Source organism: Microbacterium sp. bgisy189 (assembly GCF_965345345.1).
Taxonomy (GTDB): Bacteria; Actinomycetota; Actinomycetes; order Actinomycetales; family Microbacteriaceae; genus Microbacterium.
The window spans coordinates 205,993-224,574 of record NZ_CBDRMZ010000004.1; the positions used below are offsets into that span (position 1 = coordinate 205,993).

Annotated in this window: 15 protein-coding genes; 5 read left to right on the forward strand and 10 right to left on the reverse strand. The window is 69.9% G+C overall.

All coding sequences use genetic code 11. The annotated features are described in order from the left end of the window. Positions 1-44 precede the first annotated feature (44 nt). The 4 genes from ACSF8R_RS08010 to hrcA are packed head-to-tail and all read right to left on the reverse strand — an operon-like array spanning position 45 to position 3,356. The gene (locus tag ACSF8R_RS08010; RefSeq protein WP_434811334.1) at positions 45-392 is read right to left on the reverse strand and encodes an HIT domain-containing protein; all 348 of its coding nucleotides are present in this window, start codon (positions 390-392) and stop codon (positions 45-47) included. A 39-nt stretch (positions 393-431) separates the two neighbouring features. After that, complete coding sequence (locus tag ACSF8R_RS08015) at positions 432-1,169, reverse strand: 16S rRNA (uracil(1498)-N(3))-methyltransferase (RefSeq protein WP_434811335.1); 738 nt, start codon at positions 1,167-1,169, stop codon at positions 432-434. Positions 1,170-1,172: 3 nt separating this feature from the next. Continuing rightward, positions 1,173-2,282 carry a molecular chaperone DnaJ gene (gene dnaJ / locus ACSF8R_RS08020; protein ID WP_434811336.1) on the reverse strand — a complete coding sequence of 370 codons (1,110 nt, stop codon included), beginning with the start codon at positions 2,280-2,282 and terminating at the stop codon, positions 1,173-1,175. A 39-nt stretch (positions 2,283-2,321) separates the two neighbouring features. Then, a complete protein-coding gene (gene hrcA / locus ACSF8R_RS08025) occupies positions 2,322-3,356 on the reverse strand; it encodes a heat-inducible transcriptional repressor HrcA (protein WP_434811337.1) in 1,035 nt (344 codons plus the stop codon). Between the two features lie 126 nt (positions 3,357-3,482). Between hrcA and ACSF8R_RS08030 the strand changes: the two genes are divergently transcribed. Continuing rightward, a complete protein-coding gene (locus ACSF8R_RS08030; protein ID WP_434811338.1) occupies positions 3,483-4,157 on the forward strand; it encodes a helix-turn-helix domain-containing protein in 675 nt (224 codons plus the stop codon). Positions 4,158-4,214: 57 nt separating this feature from the next. Beyond that, positions 4,215-4,667, forward strand: coding sequence for a hypothetical protein (locus ACSF8R_RS08035; protein ID WP_434811339.1), 453 nt, complete (start codon positions 4,215-4,217; stop codon positions 4,665-4,667). 4 nt (positions 4,668-4,671) lie between these two features. Here the strand turns inward: ACSF8R_RS08035 and hemW are convergent, their stop codons facing one another. Genes hemW through lepA form a run of 3 tightly spaced genes read right to left on the reverse strand, consistent with a single transcriptional unit; the run spans position 4,672 to position 8,405 of the window. Then, positions 4,672-5,889 carry a radical SAM family heme chaperone HemW gene (gene hemW, locus ACSF8R_RS08040; protein WP_434811340.1) on the reverse strand — a complete coding sequence of 406 codons (1,218 nt, stop codon included), beginning with the start codon at positions 5,887-5,889 and terminating at the stop codon, positions 4,672-4,674. Beyond that, positions 5,889-6,539, reverse strand: a complete 651-nt coding sequence (locus ACSF8R_RS08045) for a DUF1990 family protein (protein WP_434811341.1) — start codon at positions 6,537-6,539, stop codon at positions 5,889-5,891. The genes hemW and ACSF8R_RS08045 overlap by 1 nt, the downstream gene beginning before the upstream one ends. A 21-nt stretch (positions 6,540-6,560) precedes the next feature. Further along, entirely contained in the window at positions 6,561-8,405 is a 1,845-nt protein-coding gene (gene lepA / locus ACSF8R_RS08050) for a translation elongation factor 4 (protein ID WP_434811342.1), read from the reverse strand. A 191-nt stretch (positions 8,406-8,596) separates the two neighbouring features. Between lepA and ACSF8R_RS08055 the strand changes: the two genes are divergently transcribed. From ACSF8R_RS08055 to rpsT, 3 genes are all read left to right on the forward strand, one after another. Continuing rightward, complete coding sequence (locus ACSF8R_RS08055; protein WP_434811343.1) at positions 8,597-13,324, forward strand: ExeM/NucH family extracellular endonuclease; 4,728 nt, start codon at positions 8,597-8,599, stop codon at positions 13,322-13,324. A gap of 55 nt (positions 13,325-13,379) precedes the next feature. Next, positions 13,380-14,123, forward strand: coding sequence for an alpha/beta fold hydrolase (locus tag ACSF8R_RS08060; RefSeq protein WP_434811344.1), 744 nt, complete (start codon positions 13,380-13,382; stop codon positions 14,121-14,123). A 115-nt stretch (positions 14,124-14,238) separates the two neighbouring features. Next, complete coding sequence (gene rpsT, locus ACSF8R_RS08065) at positions 14,239-14,499, forward strand: 30S ribosomal protein S20 (RefSeq protein ID WP_434811345.1); 261 nt, start codon at positions 14,239-14,241, stop codon at positions 14,497-14,499. A 120-nt stretch (positions 14,500-14,619) separates the two neighbouring features. Here the strand turns inward: rpsT and holA are convergent, their stop codons facing one another. Genes holA through ACSF8R_RS08080 form a run of 3 tightly spaced genes read right to left on the reverse strand, consistent with a single transcriptional unit; the run spans position 14,620 to position 18,546 of the window. After that, a complete protein-coding gene (gene holA / locus ACSF8R_RS08070) occupies positions 14,620-15,654 on the reverse strand; it encodes a DNA polymerase III subunit delta (RefSeq protein ID WP_434811346.1) in 1,035 nt (344 codons plus the stop codon). A 10-nt stretch (positions 15,655-15,664) separates the two neighbouring features. Further along, positions 15,665-17,965 carry a ComEC/Rec2 family competence protein gene (locus ACSF8R_RS08075; RefSeq protein ID WP_434811347.1) on the reverse strand — a complete coding sequence of 767 codons (2,301 nt, stop codon included), beginning with the start codon at positions 17,963-17,965 and terminating at the stop codon, positions 15,665-15,667. Next, positions 17,962-18,546: a helix-hairpin-helix domain-containing protein gene (locus ACSF8R_RS08080; protein WP_434811348.1), complete on the reverse strand. Its 585-nt coding sequence runs from the start codon at positions 18,544-18,546 to the stop codon at positions 17,962-17,964. The genes ACSF8R_RS08075 and ACSF8R_RS08080 overlap by 4 nt, the downstream gene beginning before the upstream one ends. Positions 18,547-18,582: the final 36 nt, after the last annotated feature.

Genomic DNA, 18,582 nt, shown 5'->3' on the forward strand with positions numbered 1-18,582 from the left:
CGACACCGTCGGCGAGGATGCGCTCGACGGTCGGTTCGGGGGCGTCAGCCACCGAGCCTCCCTTCTTCGAGACCGCCCGCGAGCACGTGCGCGTGCACGTGGAAGACGGTCTGCCCGGCGGCTTCGCCGGTGTTGAAAATCAGTCGGAAATCGCCGTCCGCGTGCTCGGCGGCGAGCGTATTCGCGAGCCCGATCATCTCGGTGAGCAACGCCGGGTCGCCGGCTGCGAGCTCGACGACATTGCGGTACTCCTCGGTCTTCGGGATCACCAGCAGGTGCACCGGCGCCTGGGGTGCGATGTCACGGATCGCGAACACGTTCTCAGTCTCGGCGATGATCTCGGATGAGATCTCGCCGCGCAGGATGCGGGTGAAGATCGACGGCTCGCTCATGCGCTCCAGTCTAGCTTTCGGGTCAGGCGTGGTCTCGGGTCACCAACGGCCGAGGCGTGCGTTGAGCAGCGCGAGGGCGGCGGGACCCGCCGTGGACGTGCGCAGCACGGTGTCGCCGAGGCGCACGCGTTCGGCGCCTGCCGCCGACAGCGCGGTCAGCTCTTCCGCAGCGATCCCGCCTTCCGGGCCGACGACCAGCACGATGTCGCGGTGATCGCCGCTCTGGTCGAGATCGAGCGAGCTCAGCGCGGTGGTGGCAGTCGGTTCGAGCACCAGGATGCGTGCGCCCGCGCGCGCCGCGAGCTGCTTCGTCGTGACCGGCGCGGTCACGGCGGGAAGCCAGGCGCGGTGGGCCTGCTTGCCGGCCTCGCGGACGATCGCCGACCAGCGCGCGACCCCTTTGGCCGTCTTGGCACCCTCCCACCGTGAGACGCTCCGCGCGGCCTGCCATGGCACGACCTCGTCGACCCCGAGTTCGGTCGCCGCCTGCACGGCGAGCTCGTCGCGGTCACCCTTGGCGAGCGCCTGCACAAGCACGAGCCGGGGCGTCGCGGGGGCGACATCCATCCGATCGGTGACCCGCACCAGGACCGACGTGGGCTCGGCGGACTCGACGGTCGCGGTCAACCACGCACCGGCGCCATCTCCCACCGTGACGGTCTCACCCGTCCGGACCCGCCGCACGACCGCGGCGTGGTGCGCCTCCGTCCCGGTGAGCTCGACCGTCTCACCGGGCGCCTGGGTGAGCGCGTGTTCGACGACGAAGTGCAGCGGCACGGGTCAGCTGCTCCGGAAGCGGTCGCGCAGCTTCGCGAACAGGCCCTGGTGGAACTCGGCCAGGCGCGGCGACGGCGCCTTCGTCCGCTTGGCGAAGTCTTCGATCAGCGCGCGCTCCTTGTGATCGAGGCGCGTCGGGGTGATCACATGGACGCCGACACGCAGGTCGCCGCGCTGCGTGCCGCGAAGCGGCGTGATGCCCCGGCCCTTGATCGTGAGGACGTCGCCGGACTGCACACCTGCCCGCACCTCGAGTTCGACCGGACCATCGAGGGACTCGATCGTTGTGGTCGTGCCGAGGATCGCGTCGGGCATCGACACTTCGAGCGTCGCCAGCAGGTCGTCGTTCTCACGGCTGAAGGTGTCGTGCGGTTCGACGGTCACCTCGAGGTAGAGGTCGCCGTTCGGGCCGCCCGCCGGACCGACTTCGCCCGATCCCGGCAGCTGCAGCCGCAGGCCGGACTCGACGCCGGCGGGGATGTCGAGCGACACCGTGCGACGGGCGCGCACGCGACCCTGTCCCTGACACGTTGCGCACGGATACGGAATCGTCGTGCCGTAGCCCTGGCATGTCGTGCACGGCGCAGAGGTGACGACGTTTCCGAGCAGACTCCGCACGGTGCGCTGGACCTGACCGGAGCCGTGGCAGATGTCGCACGTCGCGGGCTGGGTGCCGGGTTGGCAGCACGACCCCTGACACGACTCGCACAGCACTGCGGTGTCGACCTCGATGTCGCGGTGCGTGCCGAAGACGACGTCGCCGAGGCTGAGCGTCACCCGCACGAGGGCGTCCTGGCCGCGTTCGCGACGGTCCCGAGGACGGCCCGCGCGCCCGCCGCCGGCGGCGCCGAAGAATGTCTCGAAGATGTCGCCGAACCCGCCGAAGCCGCCGGCGCCGCCGAAGCCGCCGGCATCCCCCATGTCGTAGCGCTGGCGCTGTTCGGGGTCGCTGAGCACGTCGTACGCGTGCGTCACGAGCTTGAAGCGCTCTGATGCGTCCTCGCCCGGATTCACGTCCGGGTGCAGCTCACGGGCAAGCCGGCGGTACGCCTTCTTGATCTCTTCGGGTGACGCGTCCTTCGACACGCCGAGGACCTCGTAGTGGTCAGCCACAGTCGCCTTTCCTGCCCATTCGGGCGCGGTCTGCTCGGGTCAGCGGGCGCGCTCGTCTTCTTCGAGCAGCCGGCTGAGATAGTGCGCGACGGCGCGGACCGCCGCGAGGTTGGTGGGATAGTCCATGCGGGTCGGGCCGAGGAGGCCCACCCGGGCGCGTGAGACGGAGGCGTCGTAGTCGCTGGCGACCACCGACGCTTCATCGAGACCGAACGCCTCGTTCTCACGACCGATGCTCGCCGCGAGCCCCTGCTCGTCAGCGACCATCTCGCTCATGAGTCGCACGAGCGTGACCTGCTCCTCGATCGCCTCGAGCAGCGGCGAGATGCTGCCGCGGAAGTCGGACTCGCTGCGTGCCAGGGTCGCCGAACCTGCCAGCACGAGGCGGTCCTGCCGGAACTCCTCCAGCTCTTCGGCCACGATCGATGCCACGGCGTGCGCAGCTTGATCGGCCGCGCCGGTGGTCGGGGTGTCGGCGAACTGGGTGACCGCCTGCAACCCGTCACGGATCCGCTTGCCGGTGACGAGGTCGGCGATGCGACCCTTGACGATGCGCAGTTCGTCGTCGTCGAGATCGACGCTGAGTGCGGCGACCCGCTGCGAGACGCGGCCGTTGTCGGTCACGACGATCACGACGTGACGCCCCGCCCCCAACGGCACGACCTCCACGTGCGAGACGTTGGCCCGCTCGAAGGACGGATACTGCACGAGCGCGACCTGACCGGTGAGGCGCGTCAGGGCGCGCACGGTGCGCACCAGCACATCGTCGAGGTCGGCGGGACCCTGCAGGAACGAGGTGATCGCCGTCCGCTGCGCGGAGGTGAGCGGCCGCAGTTCGGCGAGGTGGTCGACGAAGACGCGATACCCCTTGTCGGTGGGAACCCGGCCTGACGACGTGTGCGGCGCGGTGATGAGCTCTTCGTCTTCGAGGAGGGCCATGTCGTTGCGGATGGTCGCTGCGGACACACCGAAGTGGTGCCGGTCGACGATCGCCTTGCTGCCGACGGGCTCGTGTGTGTCGACGTAGTCCTGCACGATGGCGCGGAGGACCTGTAGTCCGCGTTCCGAGACCATGACCCCTCCTCGTTGGCACTCCCGATCCCTGAGTGCCAATTCTATCGCGGCGCGCAACGCCCGGTACACCGCGTGCATGAACCACCTCCGCATCGACGGTGCCGCGCGCGGGTAGCGTGGGCACCCATGCGCCCGAACTCGCCCCGATCCGACGACCTCACACCGCCGACGGCGCGTGAACAAGCTGCCGCGACACGGCGCCGCCGCACCGAGGAGCGCATCGTTGCGGCCGCAACGGAGTTGTTTCTCCGAGAGGGCTACGCCGCCACGAGCATCGCAGCGGTCGCCGAGGCGGCGGGCGTCAGCGAGCGTACCGTCTATGTCCGATTCGCGAGCAAAGTGGTCCTCTTCCAGCGAGTGATCGAAGTCGGGATCGTCGGCGATGTTGACGCGACGCCGATGCCGCAGCGTGAGTGGAGTGTGGACGCACTGACCGCAGCGACCACATCGGCACGCATCGCCGCGTTCGCCGACGGCGTGTCTGCAATGCATGAACGCCTCGGCCCGCTGATGGCGGTAAACGGCGAGGTGGAGGGATCCGAGCCGAGCGTGCAGGACTCGGCAGGACGGTGGCGCGCGGCCACCCGCGACTACCTGGCGCTGTTCTGGACGACGATGCGAACCGATGGGCTCCTTCCTGCAAGCGTCGATCTCCCGTGGCTGATCGACACCACGACGGTGCTCACCGCGGCCGAGTCCCGGTTGCTCATCACGAGGACGATGGGGTGGCGGCGCGCCGTGTACCAGCAGTGGGTCGTGACGTCGATGACGAGAGCCGCGCAAGCCGCCGCCGACGCTTGACACGGAGCCACCCCTACCGTTCAATTGCAGTGTCACTGCAATGGAACGGTAGGGTAAATGGAATCGCTTCAGGCCGCTTTGGACCAGACCCTGGCGTTCGCGGAGCGATTTCCGGGGGAGATCGTCGTCGTGCCGTACTCGCTGGTCAGCAATCAGCGTGATCTCGCCGCCGGGTACGCCACCGGCTTTCTCACGCTCGTAACGACGGGATCTCGCGGGCTGCCCCGCCGGCGCCTGGAGCGGCGCGGGGAGATGATCGCGGGCTCTGCAACGCCGGACACCTGGCACCGCGTTGTGGTCCATCCGCCCGAGTTGCGTCCCGGCGGGCTCAGCGGGTGGATCCTTGAACTCGCAGTCGATCGCGCTGGCTCACCGACGGCGAGGGTGCCGATCGAAGATGGCCCGGTGGGCGTCGCGACCGGCGTGGGGCCTGGTGTGGGGTCCGCAATCGAAGCGTGCTACCTGCTCGCGCTCGGCCGCCCCGGTTTGGAAAGCCCGCGGCCGCGCTGACCGCTCAACCGGTGAGCGCGCGGACGACGGCGTCTGCCAGCAGGCGGCCGCGGCGTGTCAGGATGACGCGGCCGCGCAGCGCCGATGCGCCTTCGATCAGTCCGTCCGCGATGAGTTCGGCCACCGCGTGCCGCCCGGCGCCGGTGAGTTCGGACACGGGCAGCCCCTCGGCGATGCGCGAGCGCAGCAGCACGCGCTCGAGGCGCCGTGCCGCCTCGTCCGGCCGCTCCCGCGCCGCCGCGGGTGACTGCGCCGCCGCCAGGCGCTGGGCGTACGCGGCCGGGTGCTTCACGTTCCACCAGCGCAACCCGGCGACGTGACTGTGTGCTCCCGGGCCGAACCCCCACCAATCGGTGCCGCGCCAGTAGGCGAGATTGTGCCGCGACCGATGCTCCTCGCCCCGCGCCCAGTTCGACACCTCGTACCAGTGCAGACCGGCTGCGGTGAGCAGATCGTCGGCGAGCTCGTACATGTCGGCCTGCAGATCGTCATCGGGTGCAGCGAGCTCGTCGCGCCGGATGCGCCGTTCCAGCGCGGTGCCGTCCTCGATGATCAGGGCGTACGCGGACACGTGGTCGGGCGCGAGATCGATCGCCGTTTCGAGAGACAGCCGCCAGTCGTCCAGCCCCTCTCCCGGAGCGCCGTAGATCAGGTCGACGCTCACGCCGAGCCCCGCCGCACGGGCCGCCTCGACGGCGGTCCGCACGCCGGCCGGGTCGTGCGTGCGATCAAGGGTTGCGAGCACGTGCGGGACGGCGGACTGCATGCCGATCGACATCCGCGTCACGCCGGCGGCGGCGAGTTCGAGCGCCACCTCGGCCGTCACGGTGTCGGGATTCGCCTCGACGGTCACCTCGGCGTCCGGCTGCACGCCGAACGCGTCGCGGATACCCGCGAGCATGCGGGCGAGGTCACCGGGCGGCAGCAGCGTCGGGGTGCCGCCGCCGAAGAAGACCGTGGATGCCGCGCGCACCGCGCCGGCCTCGGACAGCACCCGCTGGGCCACCGCGATCTCGCGCAGCACTTCGTCGGCGTACGCGTCCTGCCGCGCCCCGCGCAACTCGGTGGCGGTGTAGGTGTTGAAGTCGCAGTACCCGCACCGCACGCGACAGAACGGCACGTGGACGTACACGCCGAAGTCGACGCCGGGGTCGACTCGGAGGTCGGCCGGCAGTGCGCCATCGGTCGGAACGGGGTCGCCGAGCGGGAGCGCCGAGCCCATCAGGCGGGGGTCTGGTACAGCGGCGAGATCGCCCGCAAATACCCCTGGAACAGCTCGCGGCGGCGACGCTTGACGAGCCCGGGGAGCAGCCGGTAGACGATGCCGGTGGCGCGATCGAACGCGCGCACCGTGAACCAGACCTCGTCGTTGTCTCGCCAGTCGACGACGAACGACTCCTCACCGCTGACGACGGAGCCCGACACGGTGCCGAGTGCGAAGCCGACCCGTCGAGGCTCCTCGATCGAGTAGATGACGCGGAGTTCGCCGTCGGCTTTCAAGCCCTTGACGCGACCGTGCACGTGGATCGTCGTGCCGGCGCTCACGTACGGGGTGCCGTCGGCGTCGAACCGCTGATCGGCTTCGAGGCGACTGGGCGCGACGGGCGCCCCCTCTTCGTCGAAGCTCACACCCGAATACATCGGACCTGCGGCAGGGCGCACGTCGCTGACGTCGAGGCCCGCTCCGCGCAGCGCCGACCACGACAACAGTGCGTCGGCCGACGTCGTGAACCGCTCCTCGCCGCTGCCGATCCGCCAGGACTGTTCGGCGGGCGTGCTCCTCTCGGGCGGATAGCCCATGAGGTCGGCAGCCTGGGTGGCGCCGACAGCGGCGTAGTCGACCGTTCCGTTTTGGAAGCTTCCGCGGCGCATGGTCTCCAGCCTAGTTCGGGGCTACTTCTTGCTCTCGACGTCACCGGAGAGCGCGGCGATGAACGCCTCTTGAGGGACTTCGACGCGCCCGACCATCTTCATGCGCTTCTTGCCCTCCTTCTGCTTCTCGAGCAGCTTGCGCTTTCGGGTGATGTCGCCGCCGTAGCACTTGGCGAGCACGTCCTTGCGGATCGCGCGGATGTTTTCGCGCGCGATGATGCGGGCGCCGATCGCGGCCTGGATCGGCACTTCGAACTGCTGCCGAGGGATGAGCTTGCGCAGCCGCTCGGTCATCATCGTGCCGTAGCTGTAGGCCTTCTCGCGGTGCACGATCGAGCTGAACGCGTCGACCTTGTCGCCCTGCAGCAGGATGTCGACCTTCACCAGGTCGGCGGTCTGGGACCCGGCGGGTTCGTAGTCGAGGCTCGCGTAGCCCTGCGTCTTCGACTTGAGCTGGTCGAAGAAGTCGAACACGATCTCACCGAGCGGCATGTTGTATCGCAGCTCGACTCGATCCTCACTGAGGTAGTCCATGCCGAGCAGGGTGCCGCGGCGCGACTGGCACAGTTCCATGACGGTGCCGACGTAATCCTTGGGCAGCAGGATGCCGACCTTCACGACCGGCTCCGAGACCTCGGCGACGCGGCCGTCGGGGTACTCGCTGGGGTTGGTGACGGTGACCGTCTCCCCGGTGTCGGTGGTGACCGTGTAGGTCACCGACGGCGCCGTCGTGATGAGGTCGAGGTCGAACTCGCGTGAGAGTCGCTCCGTGATGATCTCGAGGTGCAGGAGACCGAGGAACCCGCAGCGGAAGCCGAACCCGAGGGCGACGGAGGTCTCGGGCTCATACTGCAGCGACGCATCCGAGAGCTTCAGCTTGTCGAGCGCTTCACGCAGGTCGGCGTAGTCGCTGCCGTCGATCGGATAGATGCCGCTGAAGACCATCGGCTTCGGGTCGGTGTATCCGGCCAGGGCCGCCGTGGCGGGGGTGCGCTGATTGGTGATGGTGTCGCCGACCTTCGACTGGCGCACGTCTTTCACGCCGGTGATCAGGTACCCGACCTCGCCGACGCCGAGTCCCTTGGTCGGTGTCGGCTCGGGGCTCGACACACCGATCTCGAGCAGCTCGTGCGTGGCCTTCGTCGACATCATCTGGATGCGTTCGCGCGGCTTGAGCGCACCGTCGACCATGCGCACGTAGGTGACGACGCCGCGGTACGAGTCGTAGACCGAGTCGAAGATCATCGCCCGCGCCGGCGCATCGGCGTCGCCCTTGGGCGCCGGGATCTCGTTGACGAGGCGGTCGAGCAGCGCGTCGACCCCGACGCCGGTCTTGCCGCTGACGCGAAGGACGTCTTCGGGGCGGCCGCCGATGAGGCCGGCGAGTTCGGCGGCGAACTTGTCGGGGTCGGCTGCCGGCAGATCGATCTTGTTGAGGACCGGAATGATGTGCAGGTCGTTCTCGAGCGCGAGGTAGAGGTTCGCGAGGGTCTGCGCCTCGATGCCCTGTGCCGCGTCGACGAGGAGGATCGCGCCTTCGCAGGCGGCGAGGCTGCGCGAGACCTCGTACGTGAAGTCGACGTGGCCCGGGGTGTCGATCATGTTGAGCGCGAACGTCGATCCGTCGAGGGACCACGGCATCCGCACGGCCTGCGACTTGATCGTGATGCCGCGCTCGCGCTCGATATCCATGCGGTCGAGGTACTGCGCCCGCATGTCGCGGTCGGAGACGACGCCGGTGATCTGCAGCATGCGGTCGGCCAACGTCGATTTGCCGTGGTCGATGTGGGCGATGATGCAGAAATTGCGGATCAGCTCGGGCGGCGTTGCGGCGGGCTCGAGGGGCTTCAGGGCGCGCGGTGACATGTCTGCAGCAGTCTACCGGCGCGCGTGGCGGCCGCCGCGCCACCGACCGGGAGCCATCTCCTGCGGTTCGCCTCCACATGAGAAAGAGTTAACCGCCCCTTACCTTGCGGCATTCAGCGGATTCCCAGCACGCTCGGAGTTGCGGTCGTTTCTCAGCGCTCACCCACGCGCGCGGCCGCACGGGAGACGACGTGACGAACGACGCAGCACACTCTGCCCTTCGTCCGCATCGTCGGTGGATCGCCGCCGCTACGGCAGGCGCCACCGCGATCGCGGGCCTCGCGCTGACACCTGGAGCCGCTTCGGCGGCCGTGTCGCCGGATGCCGCGGTGGTGATCTCCGAGGTCTACGGCGGCGGTGGCAACAGCGGTGCGCCGTTCGACCGTGACTTCGTCGAACTCGCCAACGTGAGCGACACAGCGGTCGACCTGTCGGGGTACAGCGTGCAGTACGCGTCGCCGACCGGGTCGAGCTGGCAGCTGACGCCGCTGACCGGCATCACGATTCCGGCCGGTGGCAACGTGCTCGTCGGTCAGGCGTTCGGGGCAAACCTCGACGCGACCGACATCGCCGCGGACGTCGACGGCAGTATCGCCATGGGCGGCCAACAGGGCAAGGTCGCATTGGTATCCGATCAGAACGCGCTGAGCGGTTCGAGCGGGCTCGTCGACCTTCCCCAGGTGGTCGATTTCGTCGGCTGGGGCGGGGCGACCCACTTCGCCGGTGCGGCTGCGGCGCCGGCGACGTCGAACTCGACGAGCATCGCGCGGGACGCGTCGTGGACCAACACCGCCGACAACGGTGCGGACTTCACGACCGGCACGCCGACACCTACCGGCCTCGGCGACCCGGGCACCAATCCCGAACCCGAGCCCGACCCCGAGACCCTGTCGATCGCGGAGATCCAGGGCACAGATGCCGCGAGTGGGCACCAGGGCGCCACGGTCATCACGACCGGCGTCGTCACCGCGCACTACCCGACCGGCGGCTTCAACGGCTACGTCATCCAGACCCCCGGCACCGGTGGCGCGATCGATCTGGCCGCCCACACCGCATCCGACGCCGTCTTCGTCTACGCGCCCGGTGCGGTCGACGAGGTCGCGCTCGGCGACACCGTCGAGGTGACCGGCGTCGTCTCGGAGTGGAACGGCCTGACCGAGCTCACCGTCGAACCCGGCGACGCGACGGTGGTCGCCGCCGGTGAGCCGGTCTCGCCCGCCGCCGTCGCATGGCCGGAGACCGAAGTGGAACGCGAGCGACTCGAGTCGATGCTGATCGCGCCCGCCGGCGAGTACACCGTCACGAACACCTACTCCACGAACCAGTACGGCGAGGTGGGTCTTGCCGCCGGCACGACGCCGCTGCGCCAGCCCACCGACGTGGCCCGCCCCGGAACCGCCGAGGCCGACGCGGTCGCGGCCGACAACGCCGCTCGAGGTGTCGTGCTCGACGACGGCACGACCCTCAACTTCCTCTCGACCGCGAACCGCGAGCTCACTCCCGCCTACGTCTCGCTGGGTGAGCCGATCGTCGTCGGCGGCGGTGTCTCGTTCGTCGACCCCGTGATCGTCGACTGGCGCAACAACACGTGGAAGCTGAACCCGACCGCACCCCTGACTGCGGACGGGACTGGCGCCGATGGGGTGGCGTTCTCCTCTCCTCGCACCGCCGCTCCCGAGTCGGTGGGCGGCGACCTGTCGATCGCCTCGTTCAACGTCCTCAACTACTTCACGACCCTCGGTGACGAGAACGCGTCGTGCGTGGCGTACACCGACCGGTTCGGCGACGGTGTGACCGTGCGTGAGGGCTGCGACCAGCGCGGCGCGTGGGATGCCGAAGACCTCGACCGGCAGCAGGACAAACTCGTCGCCGCCATCAACGCACTGGATGCGGATGTCGTCGGCCTCATGGAGATCGAGAACTCCGCTGCGCTCGGCGAGCCGGTCGACGAGGCGACTGCGACCCTCGTGGACGCGTTGAACGCGGCCGCTGGCGCCGATACCTGGGCGTTCGTGCCCTCGTCGGCAGATCTGCCCGCCGCGACCGAGCAGGACGTCATCACCAACGCGATCATCTACCGCACCGCGGCTGTCGACACGGTCGGCGCCTCACGTGCCCTCGGCGATCAGAGCGGTGACGGCGAAGCGTTCGGCAACGCGCGCGAACCCATCGCGCAGGTGTTCGAACCGGCAGCCGGCGGCGCGCCGTTCCTGTTCGCGGTGAACCACTTCAAGTCGAAGGGATCGGCCGGGCCCTGGCCCGGTGACGTCGACACGGGTGACGGTCAGGGCGCGTCGAACGAGTCGCGCGTACGACAGGCCACGGCGCTGCGCGACTGGGTCGGCGAGATCCAGGGCGACGTCGAAGCGGTCGCACTCGTCGGCGACTTCAACTCCTACGGCCAGGAGGACCCGCTGCAGGTGCTGTACGAGGCGGGCTATACCGACGCGGAGCACGCGTTCGACCTCGACACGTCGTCGTACAGCTTCTCGGGGCTCTCGGGATCGCTGGACCACGTGCTGCTCAACACCGCAGCGCTGGGGCGAGCGACCGACGCCGACATCTGGAACATCAACTCCGGCGAGTCGGTCGCGCTCGAATACAGCCGCTACGCCTCGCACGGCACGCTGTTCTACGCCGACGACGTCTACCGCTCGAGCGATCACGACCCGGTTATCGTGGGCCTCTCCGCCGACGCCGCACCGGTGGATGTCACCCTCCTCGGCATCAACGACTTCCACGGCCGTATCGACGGCAACACCGTCGAGTTCGCCGGCACCGTCGAGCAGTTGCGTGAGGCGGCGTCCGGTCCGGTGCTGTTCCTCTCCAGCGGCGACAACATCGGCGCGTCGCTGTTCCCTTCCGCGGTCGCGCAGGATCAGCCGACGATCGACGTGCTCAACGCTCTCGAGCTGTCGGCCACGGCCGTCGGCAACCACGAATTCGACCGCGGTTGGGACGACCTCTCCGGTCGGGTCTCGGACGCCTTCGATGCGCCGCAGCTGGGTGCGAACGTGTACCTCGCCGGCACGGAGACCCCCGCGCTGCCCGAGTATGCACTGCTGGACGCCGACGGCATCACGGTCGGCGTCATCGGCGCGGTCACCGAAGAGACCCCCGCGCTCGTCTCTCCCGCAGGCATCACCGACCTCGAGTTCGGCGAGCCGGTGGCGGCGGTGAACCGCGTCGCTGCGCAGCTCACCGACGGTGACGACGCGAACGGTGAAGCGGATGTGCTCGTCGCGCTGTACCACGAGGGCGCCGGCGCCGGCACGCCCGACGGGTCGACCCTCGACGCGGAACTGGCTGCGGGTGGCGCATTCGAGGCGATCGTGAACGACACGAGCGCCGAGGTGGACGCCATCTTCACGGGACACACGCACAAGGAGTACGTCTGGTCGGCTCCCCTGCCAGGCACCGATCGCACCCGCCCCATCGTGCAGACCGGCTCGTACGGCGCGAACATCGGCGAGGTCGTGCTGACGGTCGACCCGGAGACGTTCACCGTCGACGCGCACACCGAGCGTCTCGTGCCCCGCACGACAGACGACGCGGCCGCCCTGATCGCGGCCTATCCCCGGGTCGCCGAGGTGGACCGGATCGTCACGGCCGCGCTGGACGCAGCCGCGGAGATCGGCAACACGGCGGTCGGTGAGGTCTCTGCCGACATCACGACTGCGCACGCCGGCGGCTCGTTCGTCGACGGCGTCTGGACGGGCGGGACGCGCGACAACCGTGCGGCCGAATCGGCCCTCGGCAACACGGTCGCCAACATGCTGCGCGACTCCCTCGCGGATCTTCCCGACGGTGCCGTCATCGGCGTCACCAACCCGGGCGGGCTACGGGCGGACCTGTGGGACACGCAGGCCGAGTACGGGGCGAACGCCGTGGCGGGTCTGGCCGACGGCCAGGTCTCGTTCTCGCAGGCGAACGCTGTGCTGCCGTTCAACAACACGCTGGCGCTGGTGACCCTCACGGGTGCGCAGTTCACGACCCTGCTCGAGCAGCAGTGGCAGCGCGACGCAGACGGCAATGTGCCGTCGCGGCCGTACCTGCAGCTCGGCCTCTCCGACAACGTGTCTTACACCTTCGACGAGACGCTGCCCGAGGGCGAGCGGATCACGTCGGTCACGATCGACGGTGCACCCATCGACCCGGCAGCGACCTACCGGATCGGCACGTTCTCGTTCCTCGCCGCCGGTGGCGACAACTTCCGGGTCTTCACCGAAGGCGCGGATGCCGTCGACACCGGACTGGTCGACTACGAGGCATGGATGGACTACATCGCCGACGGCTCGCCGCTGGCGCCGTCGTTCGCCAAGCAGGCCGTGCAGGTCACCGGCATCCCCGAGGTCGTCGCGGCCGGTGACGAGGTCACGTTCGAGGTGAGCGGCGTCGACATGACCAGTCGAGGAGCACCCGAGAACACGGCGTTCGACATCACCTCCGGCGGCGCATCGCTCGGAACGGCCGCGATCACGGCGGGATCGTCGACCGTGACCTTCACGGTGCCCGCGGGAGCCCCCGCGGGAACCTATCCGGTGACGCTGACGTCGGCTGCATCCGGCACCGTCGTCCAGGTCGCGCTCACGGTCGAACAGGTCGCCGACCCGTCGGCCACGCGCACGAGCCTGTACGCGGTGCTCCCGATCCACATCAACCGCGTCCTGCCGACGTCGCTCGTCGCGCACGTGCGACAGGACGAGGGGCGTCCCGCCGGTGTGGTCGAGTTCCGCGAGGACGGTGCTGACGGAGCGGTCGTCGGCACGGCGACGCTCTCGCGCAGCGGCTTCGCGACCCTGCGACTGGGCACGCTGAGCCGTGGCACGCACCGATACGTGGCGGTCTTCGTCCCCGAGGACGAGTCGGTCGCGACCGGGTCGACCAGCCGCACCGTCACCGTCCGATCGCTGTTGTGACCCCCACTACGCAGGGTCGGCACCTCCCCAGCCGGCCCTGCGTAGGCTGGGTCGCATGACGGCGCAGGCGGTGTTGGTCCACGGCATCCGCACATCGGCCACGATGTGGCGATCGCAGGTGGCACACCTGACCGAGCGGGGCGTCGGCGTCACGGCCCTCGACCTGCCCGGCCACGGCACCCGCATGGCCGAGCCGTTCACGCTCGACGTGGCACTCGACACGATCGACGCGGCCGTGCGATCGGCCGCTGCGCACGGGCCGGTCATCCTCGTCGGACACTCGATGGGCGGCCTGCTGTCGATCGCCTACGCCGGACGGACCGATCCGCCGCCGATCGCGGCATTCATCGCTGCGTCGTGCACCGCCCTCCCCCGTGGCGTCGGGCTGGCCGCCTACCGTGCACTCGCGCGCGGGCTCGATCGACTCCCCGGGCGCGGACAGCCGATCGCGGACTGGGTCCTCGACAACACGCTGCCCGCCGAGACACGAGCGGACTTCGGAGCCGGAGGCTACGCGTACGACGCCCAGGACGTCGCATTGAAGAGCCTTTCGGTGCTCGACCTGCTCGACGCGCTGCGTCGCATCGCTGTGCCCACCTGGTTCATCAACGGGCAGTACGACCAACTGCGACTCAACGAGCGCCTGTTCACGCGCCTGTTGCCTGAGGCGGAACTCATCGTGGTGCCCCGCACGAGCCACCTCGTGACCGCGATGCGCCCTCGCGTGTTCAACGCGTTGCTCGACGTCGCGATCGCCACGGTCGAGCACCCGCCCGCGGGGACGCCAGGCGAAACCTGATAGACTCGTGCATTGGCTTGCGTGTGAGTCCCACCTCATGCGCCGCCGTTCGGCGCCCCTCTACCGTCGTCCGGCACACTCAACCGAAACACTCCGAACGAAAGAGCCGTCGAACGTGGCGAACATCAAGTCGCAGATCAAGCGCAACAAGACCAACGAGAAGGCGCACGAGCGCAACAAGGCCGTCAAGAGCGAGCTGAAGACCGAGGTGCGCCGCACCCGTGAGGCCATCGCCGCAGGCGACAAGGCCGCAGCCGAGAAGGCGCTCGCCAAGGCGACCAAGAAGCTCGACAAGGCCGTGAGCAAGGGCGTCATCCACGAGAACCAGGCTGCGAACCGCAAGTCGGCCATCGCCAAGCAGGTCGCCGCTCTCTGAGCACACTGACATCGAAGCCCCGTCCCCCTGTGGGACGGGGCTTCGTCCTTTGTGGCACACCCCGATCGCGCACAGCGCCGACACGGAGAGGAGACCGCAGACCGCGATTCGAGACGTCGGTCAGGCGCCGTACGGCGCGCGGGTCGCGATCACCGTGACGAGCCTTTCGACGGCGTACACGGGGTCCCTCGAAGCGCCCTTGACCTCGGCATCCGCCCGCGCCGCGGCCTGAATGGCGATGCCGAGCGACGCCTCGTTCCACCCCGATAGGTCGCGACGGGCGCGGTCCACCTGCCAGTCCTTCATGCCGAGGCGGGCGGCAAGCGCCTTCGAGGGTTCGCGGTTGCCGGCCACGCGGGCCATCGTCCGCAGCTTGCTCGCGATCGCAGCGACCATCGGCACCGGGTCGGCGCCGCTCGCGAGCGCGTGCCGAAGGGCGACGAGCGCATCGCCGTAGCGACCCGCGATGGCCGTGTCGGCGACCGTGAACGCGCTCGTCTCGACGCGGCCGCCGTAGTAGCGCTGCACGACGTCTTCACCGATGTCTCCGGCGACGTCCGACATGAGCTGTTGGCAGGCCGCGGCGAGCTCTGTGACATCGTCCGCGAACGCCGACACGAGCGAGCGCAGCGCTGCGGGTGCGATACGTCGCTGCCCGGCGTGGAACTCCCCCGCCGCGAAATCGAACCGGTCGGCATCGCGCTTGATGGCGGCGCACGCGATCTCGATGCCACCACCGGTTCCGGCGCGCACGGCGTCGAGCAGCTTCTTGCCCCGCACACTGGCACCCGTGTGACGCAGGATCACGGTCGCGCCGTCCTGCGGCGCTTCGAGGTAGGCGAGCGCCTCGGCGAGAAAGGTGTCGCTGGACTTCTCGACGCCCGCGACGCGGACGAGCCGGGGCTCACCGAACAGCGACGGCGAGGTGAATCCGAGCAGCTGACCCGCGGCGTAGTCGTCGGCGCGGATGTCGGACACCTCGAGACTCGCGTCTTCGGCGCGGAGGTAGTCGCGGATGCCGGCGATCGCACGCTCCGCGCAGACGTCCTCGGGTCCGGAGACGAGCACGATGGGGGCGGGCTGGGGCTGTCGCCACGACACCTGCGGGATCGTGGAGGCGGCTCGGGCGGGAGCACGACGCGGTGCAGGCGGCATGGGGACCAGCCTACCGATCGGCACCGACGCCGGGCAGAGGCCGGGAGCGCCAGATGTTGAGTGCACCACCGTCTGTCCACACCGCGATATCGCCTTCGGTGTCGGTCCGCGCGATCGACGCACCGGCCGCCTCGAGCACCTTGAGGGTCTCGTCGCGAGGGTGTCCGTGGGTGTTCTCCCCCACGGTGACGAGCGCGAGCCGAGGTTGCACGTTCGTGTACACCGGCGGGTACTGGTCCGCGCTGCCGTGGTGGGCGACCTTGACGACGTCGTATGTGCCCGAGAGCGCACCGGCCACGCGCGCCTGCGGACGCGCGGCGAGGTCGCCGAGGAACAGTGTGCGCGGCAGACCACCGCCGGAGACCTCGATGACGACGCTCGCATCGTTGCCCGGTGGCGTGTCGGCGCTCGGCCAGAGCGCGCGCCAGGTGGCGTCGCCGAGAGGTCCGGAGGTTCCCGGCTTCACTGCGTGGAGGGCCGCGCCGGCAGACTCGAACGCCGCGAGCAGTGCGTCGTCGTCAGGGTCGGCGACGGGGCCGTGGAGGACAGTCGCCACGTCTCCGATCACGGTGGCCGCGCCCCCGGCGTGGTCGAGATCGAAATGCGTCAGGACGAGCAGATCGATCTTCTCGATGCCGAACCGATCGAGACATCGCCCGAGCGACGCCTCGTCGGGCCCGGTATCGACGAGCGCGATGTGCTCGGCCGAACGGATGAGCAGGGCATCGCCTTGACCCACAGCGCATGCGGCGATCGACCACGATGCCGGAACGCGGGTGCGGTCCACCATCCGCGAGACGGGACCCATCGCGATCAGCACCGCGCACAGGAGGGCGAGCACGGTGGCCGACGTGCGCCGGGCGCGCCCCATCAGCACGCCCGCAACGGCGCCACCGGCGCCCAGGAGCACGAGCAGTCCCACGGGTCCCGACCACCACGGTAGGAGCGCGCCGGGCAGCGTGGCGAAGACGTTCGCGACACCGGTGATCCAGGCGGCCGGCACCCAGGCCAGCGTCGCGAGCCCCGCGCCCAGCAGCGGGACTCCTGACAGCAGGCACGCCGCGAGGCCGACGATCGTCGCGATCGGCGCGGCAGGAGCGGCGAGCAGATTGGCGATGACGCCGTAGACCGGAATCGACGGGGTGAGGAGAACGAGCAGGGGTCCGCAGGCGAGTTGCGCCGCGACCGGAACCGAGAGCGCGATGGCGAGTGGCGTGGGCAGCCAGCGTTCCAGACCCGCGGCGAGCGGGCCGGCCAGCAGGAGCAGTGCCGCGGTCGCCGATGCCGACAGGGCGAACCCGAGCGACAGTGCGAGCCAGGGGTCGAGCACGAGTGCGCCGATGATCGCCGTGCTGAGCAACGACACGCCCGCGCCCACCCTGCCGAGCAGAATCCCGAGCATGGCGATCGCCGACATCGTGGCGGCACGCACGACGCTCGGTTCGGGCGTGACGAGGACGACGAAGCCGGCGAGGGCGCCGAGCGCGAACACGACCCGCATTCGTCGCCCGAACCCGCATGCGGCGGCGGCGAAGAACGCGATGGCGACGACGAGTGCACAGTTCGCGCCCGAGACCGCGGTGAGGTGCGACAGCGATGCATCCTGCATGCGGGTGTCGAGTTCGGTGGTCACGTTCGAGGTGTCGCCCACGGCGAGGCCCGCGACCAGTCCGGATGCCGGGGCAGGAAGGCCGGCCGTCACGTCGGAGAGCCCGTTGCGCAACGCCGCCGCGGTCTCGAGGATGCCTACGGGACCGGCTTCGACCTCGATGCGGTCGGCGATGACCCGGCTTACGGCTCGGTCTCCGGGGCGCAGCGGTTGCCCCGTCCCGCGGATGCGAACGCGCGCGCCGACGTCGACGGTATCGGGCGGGTCGCTCACGATCACCTGTACGGGGGCGGAGAGTCGCGCCTCGGCGCCCTGCCCGCCGTCGATGACGACCGTGGCGGCATCGAACGCCCAGCGGTCCCCGTAGCGGTCCACCTTGCCGACGACGATCGCCGTCAACTCCGCGGAACCGCCGTCGACCAGGAGCGCGGTCGCCTCGCCGCGCGACGGCAAGGTCGACGACACGTGCACGGCGACGGCGGCCCCGACAGCGCACCCGACCGCGACCAGCACCGCGACCGTGCGCGCGGGCTCCGGGCGGGTGCGGGCCAGGAACAGCAACCCGATCATCGTCACGCCCAACGCGGCGGCAAGGACCGGTGCAGCCTCCGGCAGGACGATCGCGGCGATCGCGGCCGGCCACGCGACGGCGACGACGATGAGCAGGCGCACATCGCGCCTGCGCGCACGGCGCCCGCTCACAGCGTCACCTGATCACGCAATCCGGCGAGGACCTTGTCTCCGATGCCCGGCACGCCGAGGAGGTCCTCCACGGCGCGGAACGGGCCATGCTCGCTGCGCCAGGAGATGATGCGCTCGGCGAGAGCGGGACCGATCCCTGGCAGCGTCTCGAGCGCGGCGGCATCGGCGCTGTTGAGCGCAACGCGGCCGTCGGCCGTGGGTGCGCCGGAGTGCGGCGCGGCCTCCTCGCCGACGGCCGGGACCCGCAGCTGCTCGCCGTCGACGACGAGGCGTGCCAGGTTCACGGCTGAGTCGTCCGCATCCGTCGTGAGGCCCCCGGCGGCGGCGATGACATCGACGACGCGTGCATCCGAGCCGAGGCGGTAGATCCCCGGCGCGACCACCTCGCCGTGGATGTGGACGTACACGGCGGACTCGACAGCGGCGGCCGTCGGCGACAGGGCAACCGTCTGGGGCTGGTCCCCCAGGCTTCGAACCGCGCCGATCGCGACCGCGACGGCAGCGACGACGAGCACGGCGACGACAGCCGCGCCGACGCCGAACTTTCGCATCCCGCCGGTGGCGGACCCGTCCGATCCCACGCCTCCACGGTTTCAGGCGCCACGACCTGCCCACGC

Coding starts and splice junctions, on each gene's coding strand:
- ACSF8R_RS08060 (WP_434811344.1), top strand. CDS start 13,380: ATGACGGCGCAGGCGGTGTTGGTCCACGGCATCCGCACATCGGCCACG.
- ACSF8R_RS08035 (WP_434811339.1), top strand. CDS start 4,215: ATGGAATCGCTTCAGGCCGCTTTGGACCAGACCCTGGCGTTCGCGGAG.
- ACSF8R_RS08010 (WP_434811334.1), bottom strand. CDS start 392: ATGAGCGAGCCGTCGATCTTCACCCGCATCCTGCGCGGCGAGATCTCA.
- holA (WP_434811346.1), bottom strand. CDS start 15,654: ATGCCGCCTGCACCGCGTCGTGCTCCCGCCCGAGCCGCCTCCACGATC.
- lepA (WP_434811342.1), bottom strand. CDS start 8,405: ATGTCACCGCGCGCCCTGAAGCCCCTCGAGCCCGCCGCAACGCCGCCC.
- ACSF8R_RS08030 (WP_434811338.1), top strand. CDS start 3,483: ATGCGCCCGAACTCGCCCCGATCCGACGACCTCACACCGCCGACGGCG.
- hemW (WP_434811340.1), bottom strand. CDS start 5,889: ATGGGCTCGGCGCTCCCGCTCGGCGACCCCGTTCCGACCGATGGCGCA.
- ACSF8R_RS08045 (WP_434811341.1), bottom strand. CDS start 6,539: ATGCGCCGCGGAAGCTTCCAAAACGGAACGGTCGACTACGCCGCTGTC.
- hrcA (WP_434811337.1), bottom strand. CDS start 3,356: ATGGTCTCGGAACGCGGACTACAGGTCCTCCGCGCCATCGTGCAGGAC.